General features: G+C 35.0%; 15 protein-coding genes, 1 tRNA gene and 2 pseudogenes. 3 read left to right on the top strand and 15 right to left on the bottom strand.

Features of this window, described 5'->3' with window-relative positions:
• Nucleotides 1–218: 218 nt before the first annotated feature.
• Nucleotides 219–1145: a ribose-phosphate diphosphokinase gene (locus tag ABWU55_RS04360; RefSeq protein WP_209473167.1), complete on the top strand. Its 927-nt coding sequence runs from the start codon at nucleotides 219–221 to the stop codon at nucleotides 1143–1145.
• Nucleotides 1135–1488 (top strand): Asp-tRNA(Asn)/Glu-tRNA(Gln) amidotransferase subunit GatC, encoded by a 354-nt coding sequence (gene gatC / locus ABWU55_RS04355; protein WP_353286166.1) that lies wholly within the window; start codon nucleotides 1135–1137, stop codon nucleotides 1486–1488. The genes ABWU55_RS04360 and gatC overlap by 11 nt, the downstream gene beginning before the upstream one ends.
• Nucleotides 1489–1529: 41 nt before the next feature.
• Here the strand turns inward: gatC and ABWU55_RS04350 are convergent, their stop codons facing one another.
• The 15 genes and pseudogenes from ABWU55_RS04350 to hflK all read right to left on the bottom strand — a co-directional run bounded on the left by ABWU55_RS04350 (nucleotide 1530) and on the right by hflK (nucleotide 15951).
• Nucleotides 1530–2792, bottom strand: a complete 1263-nt coding sequence (locus ABWU55_RS04350) for a Tol-Pal system protein TolB (RefSeq protein WP_006279726.1) — start codon at nucleotides 2790–2792, stop codon at nucleotides 1530–1532.
• A gap of 5 nt (nucleotides 2793–2797) precedes the next feature.
• Nucleotides 2798–4432, bottom strand: coding sequence for a ribonuclease J (locus tag ABWU55_RS04345; protein ID WP_353286165.1), 1635 nt, complete (start codon nucleotides 4430–4432; stop codon nucleotides 2798–2800).
• 208 nt (nucleotides 4433–4640) lie between these two features.
• On the bottom strand, nucleotides 4641–5759 hold the full coding sequence (gene dnaJ, locus ABWU55_RS04340) for a molecular chaperone DnaJ (protein WP_353286164.1): 1119 nt from the start codon (nucleotides 5757–5759) through the stop codon (nucleotides 4641–4643).
• Between the two features lie 82 nt (nucleotides 5760–5841).
• Nucleotides 5842–5919 (bottom strand) — tRNA-Arg (locus tag ABWU55_RS04335).
• Between the two features lie 63 nt (nucleotides 5920–5982).
• Nucleotides 5983–6930 carry a hypothetical protein gene (locus ABWU55_RS04330; protein WP_353286163.1) on the bottom strand — a complete coding sequence of 316 codons (948 nt, stop codon included), beginning with the start codon at nucleotides 6928–6930 and terminating at the stop codon, nucleotides 5983–5985.
• A gap of 214 nt (nucleotides 6931–7144) precedes the next feature.
• Complete coding sequence (locus ABWU55_RS04325) at nucleotides 7145–7555, bottom strand: Rpn family recombination-promoting nuclease/putative transposase (RefSeq protein WP_095742612.1); 411 nt, start codon at nucleotides 7553–7555, stop codon at nucleotides 7145–7147.
• Complete coding sequence (locus ABWU55_RS04320) at nucleotides 7552–8577, bottom strand: group II intron maturase-specific domain-containing protein (protein ID WP_353286162.1); 1026 nt, start codon at nucleotides 8575–8577, stop codon at nucleotides 7552–7554. The genes ABWU55_RS04325 and ABWU55_RS04320 overlap by 4 nt, the downstream gene beginning before the upstream one ends.
• Nucleotides 8523–8840, bottom strand: a complete 318-nt coding sequence (locus ABWU55_RS04315) for a reverse transcriptase/maturase family protein (RefSeq protein WP_256437793.1) — start codon at nucleotides 8838–8840, stop codon at nucleotides 8523–8525. The genes ABWU55_RS04320 and ABWU55_RS04315 overlap by 55 nt, the downstream gene beginning before the upstream one ends.
• Before the next feature lie 51 nt (nucleotides 8841–8891).
• Entirely contained in the window at nucleotides 8892–9227 is a 336-nt protein-coding gene (locus ABWU55_RS04310) for a reverse transcriptase N-terminal domain-containing protein (RefSeq protein ID WP_209473178.1), read from the bottom strand.
• Between the two features lie 510 nt (nucleotides 9228–9737).
• Nucleotides 9738–10085, bottom strand: a pseudogene (locus ABWU55_RS04305) (PD-(D/E)XK nuclease family transposase); the annotation flags it as partial.
• Between the two features lie 249 nt (nucleotides 10086–10334).
• A complete protein-coding gene (locus tag ABWU55_RS04300; RefSeq protein ID WP_353286161.1) occupies nucleotides 10335–11600 on the bottom strand; it encodes an IS4 family transposase in 1266 nt (421 codons plus the stop codon).
• 137 nt (nucleotides 11601–11737) lie between these two features.
• A pseudogene (locus ABWU55_RS04295) lies at nucleotides 11738–12428 on the bottom strand (hypothetical protein); the annotation flags it as partial.
• A 116-nt stretch (nucleotides 12429–12544) separates the two neighbouring features.
• The gene (locus ABWU55_RS04290) at nucleotides 12545–14038 is read right to left on the bottom strand and encodes a DegQ family serine endoprotease (protein WP_353286160.1); all 1494 of its coding nucleotides are present in this window, start codon (nucleotides 14036–14038) and stop codon (nucleotides 12545–12547) included.
• Nucleotides 14039–14041: 3 nt separating this feature from the next.
• Entirely contained in the window at nucleotides 14042–14914 is an 873-nt protein-coding gene (hflC, locus tag ABWU55_RS04285; RefSeq protein WP_182319521.1) for a protease modulator HflC, read from the bottom strand.
• Between the two features lie 2 nt (nucleotides 14915–14916).
• Complete coding sequence (hflK, locus tag ABWU55_RS04280; RefSeq protein WP_010962866.1) at nucleotides 14917–15951, bottom strand: FtsH protease activity modulator HflK; 1035 nt, start codon at nucleotides 15949–15951, stop codon at nucleotides 14917–14919.
• 453 nt (nucleotides 15952–16404) lie between these two features.
• On the opposite strand from hflK, the gene walE1 reads away from it, so the two are divergent.
• Nucleotides 16405–17928 carry an actin bundler gene (walE1, locus tag ABWU55_RS04275; protein WP_010082451.1) on the top strand — a complete coding sequence of 508 codons (1524 nt, stop codon included), beginning with the start codon at nucleotides 16405–16407 and terminating at the stop codon, nucleotides 17926–17928.
• The last annotated feature ends 127 nt before the right edge of the window (nucleotides 17929–18055 follow it).

Raw genomic sequence — 18055 nt, 5'->3', positions numbered from 1 at the left:
TAGATAAATTATATTTCATTAAAGTCATTTATCTTGAAACATAAGCAGGATTTTGTATAGTTGTTTCAATTTGGGTCTGTATATTGAAACAACGCGTGAAAATGACAGGTCATTGTACAAGAGGTACCTAATTCACCGACAAGAATGCTAGATAAAGACACTTACATTTCAATTATTTCACAATTTCTGTATAATCTTAAAAACTCAATTAGTGCGTTATGAAGATAATAATAGGTAATGCTAGTAAGGAATTAGGGGAATCAGTAGTTAACCGGCTAGATGTTCAACCATCCTCTGCTTGGATATCAAAGTTTACCGATGGTGAGGTAAATGTAGAAGTAGCAAATGATCTATATAATCAAGAAGTATATATAATACAATCTCTTTCTCCCCCTGTGAATGATAATCTTATGGAGCTTCTGCTTATAATTGATGCAGTAAATAGATTAGGAGCCAAAAGGATAGTAGTAATTATCCCTTATTATGGATATAGCAGGCAAGATAGAATTATCAAGAACAATAATGTGCAGTCTGCTTTAAGTGCCAAATTAGTTGCAAATCTTATTCAAACTGCAGGTGCAAGTAGTGTTGCAGTTATTGATTTGCACTCAAGTCAAATTGAAGGATTCTTTGATGTACCGATAACTAATTTGAACTGCTTTGAAGCATTTGTTGACTCTATACACACGGAAAATTTGGCAATTGTTGCACCTGATGTTGGAGCAATTGGTAGAGCACGTGCTTTTGCAAAGACTTTAGAGGAAAAGTACAAGATAGGGTTAAGTGATAAGATTATTGTAGTAGATAAATATAGGGAGAAAGCAGGCACATCTCAAGTAATGAACATAATAGGAGAAGTTGCAAATAAAAATTGTGTCATTGTTGATGATATAGTTGACTCTGGTGGAACATTGTGTAATGCAGCTCTTGCTTTAAAAGGCCACGGAGCAAAGTCCGTAATTTCATGCATCACACATGGCGTGCTTTCAGGAAGTGCAGTTGAGAAAATCTCTTCCTCTTCTTTAGATAAATTAGTGATTACGGATACCATACTTCACAAATTTGAAAAAACTGGTAAAATAGAAGTTGTTTCGGTCGTAGATATTTTAACTCACTTTATCCAAGGAGGTAAAGATGCCAGCTAAGTCAACAGAAGACGTTATTACTTCACTAATAGAATTTGCAAATAAGAGAAAAATAACAATTACCAAAGAAGAAATGCTTAAAATTGCACAGCTTGTAAGGATTAAGTTATCAAATGACGAGATTGATCACTACTCCAAAGAACTGACAATGCTGGATTGGATACATGATACTTTATTGCAAGTTAATACTGAAGGTGTTTCTCCTATGCGTGATGGCAGCATAGACAAGGACATTCATGTACGCGATGATGTTATAAATTCTCAAAATATTAAAGAAGAGATATTGTCCAATACAAAACCTGAGCATGGGTATTTCGTAGTGCCAAAGGTTATAAGCAATTAAAGTAAAATAAGGCTCATATCAAATCTATAATAGATCTACTTTCAAAAATAAGACCAATCCGGTAAAGAAGCATTTGTGGGAGTGGAAACCATTTTTTGATTTTTCTTTACTAAGTCTACTAAATATAGTTTAGAGTTGCTTGGTGATTCTGTTCTTGTAAAAATGATTTCTCTACCATTTGGTAACCATGCCGGGGATTCAATTTTATGCCCCTCTGAAAGCAGACGTTCTTCTTTGCCATCTGGCTTCATAACTCCTATGTAAAATTTTCCTGACTGAATCTTTGTAAAAGCTATCAGATCTCCTTTTGGCGACCAAACAGGCGTAGCATATCTTCCACTTCCAAAACTAATTCTTTTAGGTTTTTTACTTTTGTTAGTAAAATCGATAACGTACAGTTGCTGACTCCCACTTATATCAGAACTAAAAGCCATATACTTTTGATCTGGAGAAAAAGAGGGAGAAGTGCTTATAGCTGAACCTTTAGTAATTTTTTTTGTTCGTTTACTACTTAAATCCAAAGATAATATATTCGTTTCACCACCCAATGAGTGGGAAATTAAAAGAGATTTACCATCGGGAGAAAATCTTGGTGCAGAAACAACTCCTTCAAATGCGCTGATTATTGATTCAGTGTTATCTTTTAAATTTTTTAATATTATATAACTTTTACCATTTGCGTACGAGATATAAACAATACCCTTTCCATTTGGTGAGAATCTCGGTGTTGACACAAATCTATCGCCATTTGTTAAGTATTTTATATTACTTCCATCTTGATTCATCACAGCAATTTTACGCACAGATTTGTAGTTGCTATCTTTTTCTTCAGCGATATACGTGATTTTTGTGTTGAAGTGCCCTTTCTCACCAATTAATCTATCATGTATCACATCCGAAACGAGGTGACCAATTTTTCTCCAGTCTTTTGCTGGAAAAACAACTGACTGAGTAAGTAATTCTCTTTTTGTAAAAGCGTCAAATAAACGAAATGATAGCTCTAATGCACTACCAGATATTTCGCTTAAACTTACTGTGACTACAGTATCGCTTTTCCAAGATTTAGATTCAGCTTCCGCGCCACGTTTTACATTAAATAAGCCACAATTAGATAAATTTGTTCCTATTACCTTTGCAATATTTTCGCTTAATTCGCTTTCCAACGCTGTTTTACATGTACATTTAGATACAACAAGACCAATGTTACCAACACTGCTTTTTTTTATATCAACATATAAAGCAGCTTTTGTAAAATAAGGAATAAATAACGAAATAAATAACACCAGATGAACGAATAGCTTCATTCATTTCATACCTGTTCTATCTGAACCTCAATTATAGGCCTTTTTAGTAAATATTCCTTTAAGATACTCAATATTGAACTTTCAATCTTATTTTTAATTTTTTTTGTTGGCTGCAAACTAAACAACGACTCAACTTTCTTGACAATTTTCTGTATGGTAGCTGCATCTTCTAGCACTTCAAAAACACCAGGTACAAATACTTTTGGTTTAGCAAGCAATTTATTTTTCTTGTTTACAACTGCTGTTACCACAATAACTCCGGCATCTCTCATTCTTTTACGCATTTTTATAACACTGCTCTCCGGATGACGTAGCAACATACCATCAATACCAAAGTAGTCAACATCAATTGAATCAACCTTTTCTCCGTTCTCCAAATTAACAATATCACCTGGTGCAATCATTATTGCTTTTGCCACACCGCACTCTTTAGCAAATTTTACATGTGCATGCGTGTGAATATATTCGCCGTGAACTGGAATAGACATCTTCGGTTTTATTAAAGAATACATTTCCTTTAGCTCTTCTCTTGTTAGATGCCCAGAAGCATGAACATGCTCTGTTTTTTCAGTAATAACTTCTACCCCCATCTCAATAAAGGCATTGAGCATGTTGTGCGCACGAGTTTCATTTCCAGGAATGATTTTTGACGAAAAGATCATGGTATCACCTTGCTGCATTTTAAATGCTTGATGACTCTTAGCAGCAAGTCTTGCGGTAGCTGCCAGTGGCTCACCTTGACAACCTGTGCAAAGTAGCACCAGTTCTTCCCTTGGAAAATTTACTGCTTCCTTTGCTTCAAGAAACTGAGGAGAATCAGTTAAATAACCACTATCTTGCGCAACTTTCACTATTCTCCATAAAGATCTACCAAGTAAAACTACTTTTCTATTTAGTGCTTTTGCAGCTTGGCTTATCGTTTCAATTCGTGCCACATTTGAAGCGAATAGCGAAACAGCAACTAATTTTTTAGACCGCTTTATTATGTTATAAATATTATTATAAATTTCACCTTCTGACTCAGGGTGATGCTTGCTTAATATATTGGTTGAATCGCAAATTGCTGCAAGCAGGTCACCTTTATCGCCAATTTCTTTTAGACGCTCCATATTAGAAGTTAATCCAACAACAGGTTTTGGATCAAATTTCCAGTCTCCGGTATGGAGTGCACTACCCATTTCAGTGCTAATTAATATTGAATTTGCCTCAGGAATTGAATGAGTTACATTTATAAACTCGACGGTAAAAGGACCCAAATTTATGCTGCCATTTATGTCTACCTCTTTCACAGGCACTATACCTTCCAATCGAAATTCTTTTAGTTTCTCTTTAAGAAAATTAACCGTAAACTTTGTTGTATATATGGAGCACTGCAACTCTTCCCACAAGTGGGGCACTGCACCGCAGTGGTCCTCATGTGCATGTGTAATTATTATTCCAAGTAAATCTTTTTTTCTTTGAGCAATAAAATCTATATCAGCAATGAGCAGCTCAACACCTGGCATAGTTTCATCTGCAAAACCAACACCAAGGTCGATCATAATCCACTTACCTTGGTAATGATATAGGCTAACATTCATCCCGATTCTTCCTACTCCCCCAAGCGGAAGAAATAAAAACTCATTTTTGTTTATATTCATTAAATTTAAATTATTAAAACCTGAGAATAGCAAAACTTCGACCTTAAATAAAGAAATTTATTGCTTTTACATAGTTTTAAGGAACTAAGAAGTTTCTGTTGGCTAATAATAACACTATTGTTAAGTTTTCCATTAATAAGGTCAAAGAATTGCAGGATTAAATGAAAACCCGTAAACAGTTACCCCTTTATGTCATTTAGCAGATTTCTTATTTTTTTTTTACTTTACTAAAAAACCCTTCAGATTGCTGTTGTACACTTGCATTTTCCTCTTCTTCAAGCGCTTTTAATAGTTCAATTTGCTTTTTAGTTAAATTTTTTGGATTTAAAGTCTCAACTATTACCTGTACATATAAATCACCACGAGCATGTGAGTTCATATATGGCATACCCTTTTCCCTACAACGTAGTTTGGTACCAGTTTGAGTGCCTTCAGGGACCTTTACTTTTATTTTAGCTCCATCAATTGATTGAATATCGATTTCACCACCAAGCACTGCTAGTGTCATTCTTATAGGCACTTTACAGTGTAAATCTGCTTTATTTCTAGCAAAGATTTTATGGAAAATTATTTTCACGTATACGTATAAATCTCCACTTTTTCCACCTTTTGTTCCAGCTTCTCCTTTACCACTTATCCTTACCTTAGCTCCTTCTTCTATGCCTTTTGGAATTGAAACGGATATATTTACTTCATCTCTTCTACGTCCACTTCCACCACATTTCTTACATTTGTTTTGTATTATTTCTCCTTCCCCATAGCATGTAGTACATGTTCTTTCGATGGTAAAAAAGCCTTGTTGAGTTCTAATCCTACCGCTTCCCTGGCATGTGTGGCACTGAACTGGTTTAATTGCTCCTTCGCCACCTGTGCCTTGGCATGTATCACATTTTACATTTGTCACATAATGTATAGGCGCTTGTATTCCTTTAAATGCATCTTCTAAGGTAATTTCAAGATCATAACGTAGGTCTGCTCCAGATACTCCTGTTGTACTTCTTTTTGCTCTCGATCTACTTGCACCACCACCGAATCCTCCACCAAAGAAGTCATTGAATATGTTGCTAAAATCTCCTGCAGAGCTAAAGCCTTGAAATCCACCAGAAGCACCTTCGTGGCCATAACGGTCATAGCCTGCTCTTTTCTCAGAGTCAGACAGAACTTCATATGCAGCTGTTACTTCTTTAAATTTTTCCTCTGCTTCTTGATTGCCAGGATTTCTATCAGGATGATATTTTAACGCTAATTTTTTATACGCTTTTTTTATCTCATCAATACTGGCATTTCTGCCTACTTCCAGCAGATCATAGTAGTCTTTTTTGCTCATATATAATAGTTTAGTGCTTAACCTTTAAAGATAGGTATTACATATATTAATTTCAAGTGTGACTTCTGTTTCCTATAAAATGTGGTGCACCCTGAGCGACTTGAACGCCCGACCTTTTGATCCGTAGTCAAATGCTCTAATCCAACTGAGCTAAGGGTGCTTTCATAAAGTTAACTTTAGCAGATTTTGTGGCTTGATTCAATTAATTTGGCTAAAAATAAAACTATTGATTTCTATCATACGTGAACCCCTCACAATTCTCAAACTGCCGTTTCGCATTAGGATTATCAAATTCACTACAAGAAGGAGCAGTTGGAGTAGTATTAGGATCTTGAGAAAAGTAAGGAGGTGGTGCATCATAACGAGAAGAATCTCCATAACCATGCCCTTGTCTAAGACAGCTATCTACCGCTCCTTTAGCTTTCTCGATATTTTCTGATTCTTCCTCATGCTTCATATGAAAAGCTAAACCACCAGCAAAACATACGAGAGAATTAACGCCAAGGATAGCTAAACCCCACACTGGTAAGACTGGGTAAACAGCACAAGCTACCAAAGCTGCCAAAGAAACAACGCCAACCGCAAATTCTATATTTCTGAACGTTTTAAATTTACTATCCAGGTAATCTATTTTTTCTTCTTTTCTAGCCACTTTTCTGCTGCTGTTATACCAAAAACACATACCAGCATGGAAAGCAACACACACAACTGCAGCTACTATACCCAAAGCTAATAGCTTTCTACTGTCTTCTGATTCTTTTTTATTCTCTTTTCTCCCTTGATGAGTGGTATTACCATTGTTAATATTCGTTATATTATTAACCGTAGTGTGACCACGTCCACCGAATAAAGAATCCATCCAGCATTGTAATAGCAAATAATCCCAAAAGTCTAAACCTCTATTGTGTACATGTATATGTGTAATCTGAGAGCCTGTAGGTTGTGCGTTATTCCCTGCGTTATATTGATCATTTCTGCTTCCTGTATCGTGCCTATTGCTTGAATTTGGATGTGTAAATTCTTCATACACATTTTTAAAATTCTCCTTGCTCCAAGTTAAATTCGGTGTATTATTACAATACTGTAGAAACCCTTCAATATTATTATTATTACCTAATTTCTTTATATAGGCTAACGCATACCTTTTTAAAACACTATCACTTGCTACCATAAATACCCTCTTAAGTTAAGATTAAATTAATAAATATTTATTATAACAAGATAACATCTACTTGTCAACTTGAGCCTGATTCAAGTATCCGTTCAGAGTGTGGCAGAAGAACTTATTCAAATAAAGTAGGTGGTAAAATATAAACATTTTATAAAGTGAAAAATGGACTTTTCAGACCACTGCCGAGCTAAAAAAGCCCTGAAAAACGTGATACTTAGGCCACTTCTTGCTTAAGCTGTACAATTTCAGCTTGAGAAAGGCCAGTGGATTCAGCTATTAAATTAACAGATACACCAGCTTTAAGTAAATTTTTTGCAACTTCGATTTTTCCTTTCTCTATACCTTCCTCAAGTTTGTATTCAAGAATGGCTTCTTCTTTCCGCAGATCCATTATTCTTTCTTCATATGCTACTAAATCTTTTTCATTCCAGCTAAACCTGTCTAATTCATCGTAGGCTAACTTTATTATTGGTGATTTTTCTGCTATATTCCTTAGGTCTTCATCTGTAGTTTCATCTGCATACTGTTGTCTAAGTGAAGAAGGTCGCCCCTCCTCACTCGACTTCAAAACCGTACGTGAGACTTTGCGCCTCATACGGCTTCTCTCTAATTTGGTGCTTGTCATGCACACCTCCTGTGTAATTCATCGTGACAATGCCCATGTAACAAAGATAAATTTTTGATCATATTGTTTCGTCTATTCCGGTCTTTATGATTTATTTCTATTATATCATCACTTTCAAACCATAGTCTACAATTACCGCATTTACTTTGTTGTAACTTCAATAGTTTTATTACTCTCGATGGCTTATCTGGTATTTCTCTAAGACGATTACCCCAATATACCCAATCACCATCATATGGAGATCTGGTTTTTTGCACTTTGATATGTCGTTTAATAACATGATCGCTGTGTATAATAAGATGTATCTTGTTACTTGTCATAAAACGCCAGTTATCGTTATTATACTTTTTAAAGTATTTTCTTTTTATCCAGCATTTCCCTTTGTTTGGGTGCCTAAAGACTGCCCACTTCCAGAGCTTTCTATGTATAGTATTATCCAATGAGCTAAAGATTTTACATGAAACTACCGAAGAGTAATATTGACTCCATCCTCTGTTTATTGGATTGAGATTCCTTATTATTACTTCCTGTGGCGCCCCACGCATTTCTCTAAGTTTATGTTTAATAGCAAATGTATGCTGCTTTATAGAATTACGACTTGGTTTTATTAATAATGTGTAACCTTTTTTACTTTCTTTTGTTGGATATTGTCTTATTAAAAATCCAAGAAAATCAAATCCTGGTTTTGTTTCGTCAATGGTTCTTAATGTATGAGAAATTCTTGTTTTAGAGGGCTTTAATTTTAGTCCAATGGTTTCTAACCATTCTTCAACTAAAATTTTTGCTTTAAGAATAATCTCTTCGTTTTCATGTATGATGACAAAATCATCACAGTAGAAAATTACACTAATAGACTTTTGCGCGTTTTTATGCGATATCCTACCATATTTTCTTTTCATGCATTGAAAGAGTTCGTTTGTTAATGCTTTTTTGACATGTTGCTCTAATCCGTGTAATGCAACACAAGCTAGCAACGGTGCCTCCTTGAATTGTACCACGTTTTGTGGATTGAAACTTTCCATCTTCCATAACGCCTGCCCTTAACCATCTTCTTATGATTTTCTTTAACGTTGGTGTGGTTTTCAAGCAGTTTATTATGGTTAATATTGTCAAAACATCCAGAAATATCAGCATCTAATACATATGCTGTTTTCTGTTTTAGCACATCAAATATGGCTTCAATTGCATCATGACATGATCTACCAGGTCTAAAACCATAAGTGTTTGGCTCAAGTTTTGCCTCCCATTCTGGTTCTAAAGCCATTTTTACAAGTGTTTGTGATATAGTAGGTATACCAAGCGGGCGATGCTCCGATGGCTTACCAGGTTTTGGGATTCAGACGCGTCTTGATGGCTTTGCTTTTTCTTTTATATCTAAAGAATATGATAGTTGTAATCTTTCTTTTTGATTAAGATTAGCCTTTCCATCAATACCTGCAGTCTTCTTCCCCCTATTGTCCTGTGTTACTTTCCTAACAGCGAGTGTTTTTGCACTTGTTGATTTGAGCAATAATTTTTGAAGATTATGCATCTTTTTGATATCATTACATTTAGAGGCTTGGTAAATTCGTTTTTGTAGCTTAAATGAAGATTTCTTCAGCTTTCGCCAAGGAATTCCATTCCATTCATACCTAGCTTTTTGCTGGTCCATAACATATTCACTACTATTCACCACTTTACCTTCCAAATTAAAGTGTTTACGTCTGCATATCCCAGATATTACTTTGGGCATTAGCTTCTTAAACAATCCTTCCACATAGCAGCTTGTGGTTGGCTACCTACTTATATTTAATGAATATAAGAGCTTTTATGTGGTTACTCCGTTCCATAGCTTCGTTTCACGTTAAACTTAGATTCCTACTATTTGCCGGAAGCTGGGAACATCAATAACTAAAGTCTTCAATCTTTAGTTCCCCTTTTGCTTCGTACCATTTTGGTCTATGCGTAGTTCAACCTCTTTTCGCATACTATGCTTTGACGACAATTCAAACATAGGTTCCTCTCGTAATCATATCTAACTCTGTTTGCAGGGATTCACCATGAGGTTTAGTGTTACCTGCTTTTATCTCATGCTTGCATCCCAAAGGTTGCCATCCTTTGAAATGTGAGACATACATTATCTCCGATGTCTAGGGAAGATGGAATTTAACCATCACAAAACCACGGCTTTCCGGGTCGCACTGAAGAAAAATAACCAACGATCCACTATGCTTTCTAGCTGTTCTTCCTTATTCTTAGGAAATTTAGGTAGTTCAATAAATACAAATTGAAAATCTTTTAAGTCATGCTCATAGGTTTTCTCATCTCTTATAGTGTGGCTGGATATATAATCAAGCTTATCAGGAAATAAATTACAATTAGAGATAGCAATAAAGAAAACCTTCTTTAAATCAATGTACTTACCAGATTTATCAGCTTGCCTTGAGTAAGCCTTAGCAGCATATAGTTGAGCTCGTTTCTCAAAACCTTTATCACGAGCAAACTGGTCAGGTAAGGAAGCAGTATTACTACTACTCCCTTCCTTAGAAACCTTACTATTACCCACAAATATGAGGTTCATGAGCAAGTCTCCATCCTTCTGCTAGATCAAAGAGACGTCTCCACTGCCATTAAGTTAAGGAAACAGGAGTTAAAATTCGACCAAAAATATAAGTAATTTTGTAATGATGACAAATATTATGGTGAACCTTGAGGGAAGTAAAATTCAAGGTACTGAAAAAATAACAACTGTAGGTTATTGAGTGAAAGATGTAACCTCTAACAAAAAGGTATCTTAGGTTCAAAACACATGTTTTCTAGTTCTTTTTTGGTAGTTCAGTGAACGAGTATCAGTTACTTTATTACGCTCGACCTTCCTTCCTTTTCTCACTACTAAAGTATTCATCAAAAATAACTGTGATAATCGATCCATAATGCAGTCTATGTCTGACTCTGTAGAAAAAACATCGAAAGCTAAATTTTTTATTGCATTAAATGAGACAGATTTATTGATGCTTTTCTCGTACTTGCAATTGGCTAGACCCGCGTTCAATGTCTCTTCTATATCCTCTGTCATAATACTTTCTAAGTTGCTAATAAAGATGGTTGACCAAAAATCCTGCTTTATGGTTTCAACACTTTTACCTGTAAAATTTTCTAAACCTAACCTTCCTTTGAGTTTGGAAAAAAATGTTTCTACTCCCCAACGTAAATAATATAACTCTCCAAATTCTTCAACTTTAAACTGCTGTTCTTCTAACAACGATGTAGCCAACACTTCAATCTCGCCAGAAGAAAGAACTATCTTGACCAATCTAAACTTTATTTTATCAGGTAATCCTAGCTTCCTTAGCTGTCTTGCTACCTTGACAGGTGCGGTTGACACGACTATCGCATCAGATGGACTTTCTGGCTTAAACATAGCATTAATTTCATTAAATGACGAATATGGACAGCGAATTATGTAATTAATACCTCTTTGTGCAAGCTCAGCAAAAAACCGATAAGAAACATATCCCCTATCACAGATCAGCAAATCGTTAGATTTCACGCTGCCAAGCATATCAATAGCTAAGGCAACTTCATAACTGTCACTTCTGCCAAGTACTGATTTTATAGAGACATTATTTAATACATCGTAACATACTTCAAAAGTTGTACTTGTGTAATCTCCAAACTCTTTTTTAGTCCAATTTCTTATTGGTCTTGAGCCAAATTCATTTATTACCTCACTACTTTTTGGCAGGATAAGTATAGAAGCATCAAAGGCAAGCATTCTGAAACCATGATAGGTTTTAAATTCCTTATCTTGATAGTATAGAGAAACTATATCATCGTTTAGCTCTGAAAACGCAGTATGCTTTAGCTTTTTCCTTGCTTGAGTAAATGCACTTGCCGTGATTGTGTGATCCTTTCTTGTATGCAGAACAAACTCATTAAGCATTACTTGCAATGATTTTACACTCTTTCTGAAAATTAGAATAAACACATCAATGAAAGGCAGCTTTCTTTTTCTTGAAAAATCTTTTGAGGATACTTTGTGAGCGTTTATAAAGTTCAAACTCATCAATTTATTTTTTATAAATGTAATTACTCTTTTTTTTACTCATATTATTGCTTCTTTTAACTTATGGATCTTACTTGATTTTATAATACAGTCCATCACTTTTTCTTTAACTTAATGGCAGTGGGAATGACACCAGTATGGTTATTAATTGAATAAATAACCTCCTTATTTTCAGAAATCATTGGCAAACAAATGTGATGCCATATGTTTTTTGGCTTAGATAAGAGGTGCCCAGTTAAGTCTTCCAGGTGGAGCCTATGCATCACAAGCACAATTACTCCTTTTTTTCTATCGTTGAGTCTCGTTACTAAAGTCTGATCGAACCAGTTTGTGGCACGTTTTCTAAATGTTTCACTCAAAGTTTGAGCAGGGTTAAGCGGATCATCCACAATAATAAAGTCACCACCTTCACCGGTTAATGTTCCTCCAACTGATGTTGCGATTCTAAATCCTCTCTGCACTGTTTGGAATTTATATTTAGTGTTCTGGTCTTTGGATAGTTCTACCTCTGGAAATAGTTCTTTATACCAATCAGATTGCATTATGCACATGGTATCAAGCGAATGTTTTTCACTAAGCAACTTAGAATAACTTGCAACTATTATTCTTGCAGTTGCCCAGTATCCATGCGGGCCACGCAACACTCATACATATGGACTTCATTGAACGCGGAGGCATATTGAATATTATGCGCCTTACTTCGCCAGCATTCGCTGCTTCCAGCCTGTCTGCTATGACTTTTATGTACTGATAATCATTATACTCACATCCCGGCACCACTGTTTGAAAGCACAGTTCAATGAATTTTAGAAAATTTATATTATCCATATGTGTATTTTAGTGAATGGAATGTAGACTTTAATAGTTTTGATTTGTCTTGTAAGATTGAGGTGTTACAGTGACAGGCTTACAATGCTGCTAATTTAGTAAATAACCTACGAGTGCTATTTCTTCAACTTTATCGAAGTAAAGAATTGATTTCCATTGCGGTAAATGAGCAACATTATTGAATCTTTACCGTTTTTCTTTACTGCTGAATCAACTTGTTTTTGAAAATCATTAGTATTTTCTATATCGGTTCCATCTAATTGGATAATAATGTCTCCTTTTTTAATACCACGCAACGTGGCATTACTGTTACTATCTACATTGGTAACTATCACACCTTTTGTAGGTACATTATTTTTACTTTCTTTTGATTCTTTTGGCAGATTTGAAACAGTTAAACCGGTTACATAATCAGATGTTGATTTATTTTCTTCTTGATTGTTATCTTGGCCATCATTTGTAGATTCTCCGATCACAACTTTAATATTAACCTCTTTGCTCTTTCTAAGTAACTTAACTTGCACTTTTTTCTCAGGTCCAGCTCTTGAAACCATTTGAGGTAATTGTGTCATTCTATCGATTTTTTTACCGTCAAATTCTAATAATATATCACCTACTTTAATCCCACCTTTTTCTGCAGGACTATCCTTTACTATACTTGCAACCAATGCGCCTTTTATATCTTTTAAACCCAAGGACTCAGCAAATTCTTTCGTTATAGGCTGAACTTGCACACCAAGCCAACCATGTTTTATTTTTTTGCCACTTTTTAATGTGTCAATAATTGACATAGCTAAATTAGATGGTATGGCAAAACCTATACCCACGTTGCCGCCAGACTCAGATGGAGAATAGATAGCAGTATTAATACCTATAACTTTTCCATTTAAATCAAATAACGGTCCTCCAGAGTTACCCCTATTAATTGCAGCATCAGTTTGAATAAATTCATTCATAGTGCCAATACTAATGTCCCTGGACCTTGCAGATATAATTCCTGTGCTTACAGAGCCACCCAAACCAAATGGGTTACCTATTGCCATAACCGTATCACCAACCCTTGCTTTATCAGAATCACCAAATGCAACAGAAGAAAGATCTTTATCAGAATTAATCTTAAGCACAGCAAGATCAGTTCTTGCATCATAGCCTAAAACTTCTGCTTTGAAATAAGTATTATCGTTCATAGTAACTGTGATATCTTTGGCGTTTTTAATAACGTGATAATTGGTTACTATAGTTCCACCTTTATCTATAATAAACCCAGAACCAAGCAACACCACCTCTTTGTTAACACTAGGGCCCCTATCCATAAAAAACTGATCAAAATGCTCAAAAAACTCTCTAAAATCATCAAAAAAATTATTTCCTGGCATAGATGGAACTCTAGTTCTGCTGTTATTTTCTTGTTTGATGATTTGTTCGCTTGAAATATTTACAACCGCAGGAATGAGTTCTTCCACTAAATCGGCAAGTCCTTGATTACAGTTGCATGCAGTAGTGCTAGCATTAACGACCTTTTTTGCATTCCAATCAAACATATTAGCGTACGAAGAAAACGCAATTAGAAAATATGCAAATATAGATAAAATAAATGCCTTACTTTTCATAGACTATTTCCACCCCTTATTTAAAATATCTAAAAAGTTATTGTTTGGTGAAAGTACAAATTTAGTATTATTTTCGGCAAATGATTTACTGTAAGCGCTCATAGAGCGATAAAAGTTAAAGAACTCTTCATCGACCTTAAATGCCTCATTATAAATTCTAGTTGCTTCAGCATAACCACGGCCCCTTATTTCGTACGATTCTTTTACTGCACTGGAGATAATTTCCCTTTTTAATTTATCAGCTTTTGATCTAACTTCCTGCCCAGCTTGCTCTCCTTCTGCTCTAATTTCTTTTGCTTCTTTTTCCCTTTCAGTTTGCATACGGCGAAATATTGCAGAACTATTTTCTTCTGGTAAGTCTGCTCTCTTAATTCTTACATCTATTATTTCTATGCCAAATTTTTCAGCTTCAGAATAAACTCCACGCTGAATCAATTGCATAACCTCTGATCTTTTTTCATTCAACAAGCTAATCAACGAAAATCTGCCTATATTTTCTCTTATGTGTGCTTCTATAACCGGATATAATCTTCTAACCAGCCCTGATTCATTCCTCACAGCCTGGTAAAAAATAACAGGATTTGTTATTTTATATTTTGCATATGCATCTACTATAATACGTTTTTGATCCGCTGTTATCACTTCCCTTGGGATCTTATCAGGACTTAAATCTAAAACTCTTTTATCAAGAAACTCTACACTATTTATGAATGGCAACTTAAAATATAAGCCACTTTCCCTAACATCCCTTACAACTTTACCGAGTTGTATAACTATCGCTTGCTTTGTTTCTTGCACAACAAATATTGAATTAAATAAAACAATCAATAAAACAACAAATACAGAAACAAAAACAATTTTAATATTACTACTCATGGTTATTTTCCTAAATTTGTAAGAGGTAAATAAGAAAACATACCTTTCAGATCATCAGTTACAACAACTTTATCTACCTTACTGAAAATATTTTCCATAGTTTCAAGATAAATACGGTTCTTAACGAGAGAAGGATTCTGTCTATATTCCTCATAAAGAGATAAAAAGCGATTTGCATTACCTTTTGCTTCATTTATTATTTCATTTTCATATGCTTGTGCATCTAATTTTATCTTTATCGCTTCACCCTTTGCTCGAGGTATAATATCATTATTATAAGCATATGCTTCGTTTATAGTACGCTCTTTGTCTGCACGAGCACTTTGTACATCTCTAAACGAACTGATTACTTTTTCTGGTGGATCAATTTTTTTCATTTGAACAGATAAAATCTCTATACCCATTTGGTATCCATCAAGAATCTGCTGCAATAGAATTCTAGTATCTCTAGAAATTTCTGGTCTGCCTTGACCAAGTGCAAAAGAGATCGTATTTTTACCTATTATTTCTCTCATGGCACTTTCAGCAGCATTTTTAACACTGAAACCGGGTTTGTAATCCCGCACTTTGAATAAATAGTCCTTAGCATCTCTAACGCGCCACTGAACCTCGAAGTTAACGTTGACTATATTTTCATCTCCAGTTAGCATCACGCCTTCACCGCGATCTGTATCTCGCCCATAAGAACTACTTACCCCAATTTCTTCACGATTTACTTCCTTAACGTTCACTTTAAAAACCTTGCCAATAGGGTAGGGGAAGTGATAACGCAAACCAGGTGTTTCTGTATTAGAATATTTACCAAAGGTAAGTTCTATACTTTCTTCACTAGGATGGACAATATAAAAGCCAGTGCAAGCATAGAACAGCAAAATAATGAAAATGATGAAATAAGGTTTTTTGCCCCTGTTTCTGGTTAATCCATTAAGAAAGAACCTTATATCAGATACAGCTTTACTTAAAATATCTTCATTATTAGGAGTTTTGTTCCCTACCGGTTTCTTTCCCAGATTCCAAGGATTATTATCATCAAACATAATGATTGATTCTATAATTAATACGCTAATATTACTTCTTTAATAAGAAAATGCAAACATAAATTGCTATTTTATTTACAAATTAATCATCAGGATGGAAAACATGATCGTACACTTCCTTTTCTCTATGTAATATGGTCGACTCTATGGAATTTTCTGGCTTTTTTTTGAATTCTTTGTTGTCACTCTTTAAGTGCACTACGTCTTTGTGAAAATGGGAATTATACCTAAATAGTAAAGCTATTATTATTAAAGTTATAACAGCCAAAAAGATGAGTGTTCTTTTTCTATACTTCATAAATGCTGCAGCTTCTTGACCTAATTTTCTATGTTACCACAAAACACGTCAAGCGAAATTATTTGAAGACAAATAAATACTGGCAATCAATTTAACACTAACTTAAGAATCGAGGGTGTACAATATAATATATTTAATTAATAGTGAGGTTTAAAATGTTACATAATGAAAAAAATTCAAATTCTGTTGGAACTCAACAAAACCAACCAGAAGATAGTTTTGATTTGAATAAAACGATGCAAAATCTACCAAATTCAGATATTGCTAATGATCACAAGAAGCTAAAAGAAAGAATGACTGACCTGTTAAAAGGAGATACAGAATTCTCTAAGATGAAACAAGGAGATAAGATTCTTGTAGTAAGTACAGCAAGTGGGTTATTTACGGCAGTACTACCACTTTTGGCAGTTGGTGCAACACTTGCTATACCGGGTGCTATAGTTGGTCTTGCTTTATATTTCGCTGTAAAAGTCGCTGTAAAAGCAGTTCAATCTGGATATAAAGGGCTCAAGTGGTCAGCAGAAAAAACAGTTGATGGGGCGAAATATACTGCTGGGAAAGTTAAGGACGCATCAACATACGCTGCCGGAAAAGTTAGAGATGGTGCTATGCATGTTAAAGATAAGGTGAAAGAAGGTTATGAACATTCAGTAGATTCACTGAAAAAAGGCGCTAGTTTTGTAGGCGAAGGAGTGGCAAATAAGTTCCATAAGGCATCTGGTGAGACGGACTATTTAGATAAGGTAAAAAGGTTTACTCCAGATGCAATTAAGAAATCTGACGAAATAAGAAATGATATGAAAGCAATTTTTGCTGATAAAGGAAATAATTCTGGGTTAGTGAAAAATATACTTTCTGGAATATCGTCAGAAATTGATTTAAAAATGGCAGAGAAGGCAAAATCAGGGGAGATTGAACATACTTCTGGATGGCAAGTACAGAAAGAATTCATTAATAATTTAAATGAAAAAAGCTTGCATAACTTGTTAACACAAAGGTCATTACCTAAAGGTAGTTATTTCATCGACAGTGTTTTCTCTGAACATCACGATGAAATTAAGAAGGTTATTAAAGAATGTAGAGAAAATCATTTGTACTCAAGCGTAAGCAATATGTTTGACAGAGCAGAGAAAAAAGCTAACAGGCCTTCTGTCAAAAGTTTAACTAGGTCTGTGTCATCATCATTCTCTTCACTGGGAAGAAAAGGCTCTGAACAATCTAACAGCTTGTCAAAAAGCAATTCACTAAATTCTATAGGAACTGAAAGTACTGCTACTGTCTCTGATTCAGATTCTCAGAACTTTGCAACAGTCCGTAGAAGCAATTCATCTAGTAGCTTAACTCCTAAGCTTACTCCAGTTGCTCCACCAGAACTACCTAGAAGCGCCTCATTGACTAACTTAAATGGACAAAGTTCTTTCAGTGAAGATGTTCTCAGTGATCCTATTGTGGAGCAAAACCTGGATAGTTTGAGTAACAGAACTCTCACTCACAGTAATTCTACTGATAGTGGAATGGGTTCTGGTTCTTCTACGCTAACAAGAAAACAAGTTCTTCCTTTAAAAGAAGAATTTGACAGAGAACTCGAAGAAAAGTTGGCAAAACGACGCGCATCTCTAGATCAACCTAGTGCAGAACCTGTCAACTCAAGAGCTACAGCAACTCCAGGAACAGTGTAATAAGTAAAACTTCTACCTTCTCCAAAAGGATGTTACTCAATGAGTAACGTCCTTTTTTTGTTTTTAAACTATAGAAAAATCCTAGATCCCAGCGGTATGCGTACAACCGTATGAACATTGTGATTTC

The organism is Wolbachia endosymbiont (group A) of Crataerina pallida, from assembly GCF_964028475.1.
Taxonomy (GTDB): Bacteria; Pseudomonadota; Alphaproteobacteria; order Rickettsiales; family Anaplasmataceae; genus Wolbachia; species Wolbachia pipientis.
This window is presented reverse-complemented; position numbering and strand designations above follow the sequence as displayed.